The following is a 1,518-nucleotide window of genomic DNA, read 5'->3' as shown; positions in this document are numbered from 1 at the left end:
TCGCCGCCGAGGCCGAGGACACCGAAGCCGAGCACGCCCATCGCCGCGAACAACTCGGTCAGGTCCGACCGGGCCGCCGCCACGGCGAACCCGCCGCCGACCGCGACTGCTCTCCCTGGCCCATCCCATCAAGGGCGACGCCACCCTGAAGCTCCGCCCCGCCCGGCCGGCGGGGGAGCTGCTCGGCCACTTCAAGAAGGCCGAGCGCCGGTTCGGCGTGGAATGGGAGGTGCTGGCGGCGGTGATGCTCGCCGAGACGAAGTTCGGCCGCGTCCGCTCCGCCAGCCACGTCGGCGCCCAGGGCCCCATGCAGTTCATGCCCGCGACCTGGAAGGCGTACGGCATGGGCGGCGACATCCAGGACACCCGCGACGCCGTCATGGCGGCGGCCAACTACCTGCACGCCACCGGCGCGCCCCGCGACTACCAGCGCGCCCTGCACGCCTACAACCCGTCGCAGTCGTACGTGGACGCGATCCTGCTGCACGCCCGCCAGATGAAGCGCGATCCGCGCACCTACTTCGTCTACTACAACTGGCAGGTGTACGTCATCACCACCAAGGGCGAACGCCGCCTCACCGGCCCCTGACGGCCGGCCGGGCGATCGTCCGGCGGTGGTCAGTGGCGGTGGTCAGTGGCGGTGGTCAGTGGCCGTGGCCGTGGCCGACGAAGGCCCCTGCCGGGCGGCCCGGGGGGACCAGGCGGAGCGACACCGCCGCTGCCGCCAGAGCGGCGACCGCGCAGGCCGTGAGGGCGGTGGCGAACCCCGACACGTCCCCGCCGGGGGCCAGGCTCGCGGCGGCGGCCGACGACACCAGGGCGAGGCCGATCGAGCCGCCGAGCTCGTGGAAGGTGTTGACGACCCCGGAGGCCACGCCGGACTCGGCGGGGGAGACGTTCGCCATCGTCGTGCTCGTCGCCGTCACGAACGCCGGGCCGATCCCGAACGCCGCCACCACGAACCCCGGCAGCAACGTCGTGAACACGCTCCCGCCCGGAGACACCTGCGCCATCAGCCCGGCCCCGGCGGCGGTCAGCGCGAAGGCCGCCACGGCGACCGGCCGGCCGCCGACCCGCCCGATCAACCGGCCCGCCAGGTGCGCGCCCGCCGTGATGGCCACCGCGACCGGCAGGAACACCAGCCCGGTCTCCAGAGGGCTGAACCCGCGTACGTGCTGGAGATAGAGCGAGCTGAGGAAGAACAGCCCGAGCATCAGCGCCGTGGCCATCAGCATCACGAACACGCCCGAGAGCACCGGCCGCCGCGTCAGCGTCTCGACCCGCATCAGCGGCGCCCGCGCCCTGCGCTCGACGGCCACGAACGCGGCGTAGCCGGCGACCGCCGCGACCAGCGGCGCCAGCGCGCCCACCGACCCCCAGCCCACTTCCCCGGCCCTGGTCAAACCGTAGATCAGCAGTGCGGTGGCCCCGGTCACCACCAACGCCCCGGGCACATCCCCCCGCGGCCCCGCCCCCGCCGCCGTCCGGTGGCCGCCGACGTGCTGCACCGCCTGGGGC

The 1,518-nt window shown here is 74.5% G+C and carries 2 protein-coding genes; one reads left to right on the top strand and one right to left on the bottom strand.

Annotated features, from left to right (window positions below; translation table 11 throughout):
* Positions 1–589 (top strand): lytic transglycosylase domain-containing protein (locus tag ADY59_RS53165; RefSeq protein ID WP_156326183.1); only part of this gene is annotated, 589 nt, incomplete at its 5' end.
* Between the two features lie 55 nt (positions 590–644).
* On the opposite strand, the gene ADY59_RS47260 is transcribed toward ADY59_RS53165, so the two are convergent.
* A partial coding sequence (locus tag ADY59_RS47260) for an MFS transporter (protein ID WP_049577923.1) occupies positions 645–1,518 on the bottom strand: 874 nt, incomplete at its 5' end.

It is taken from the genome of Nonomuraea sp. SBT364, from assembly GCF_001083785.1.
In the GTDB taxonomy this organism is placed as follows: domain Bacteria; phylum Actinomycetota; class Actinomycetes; order Streptosporangiales; family Streptosporangiaceae; genus Nonomuraea.
Note: the sequence above shows the minus strand (reverse complement) of the source record. Positions and strands in the feature narration are given on the sequence as shown.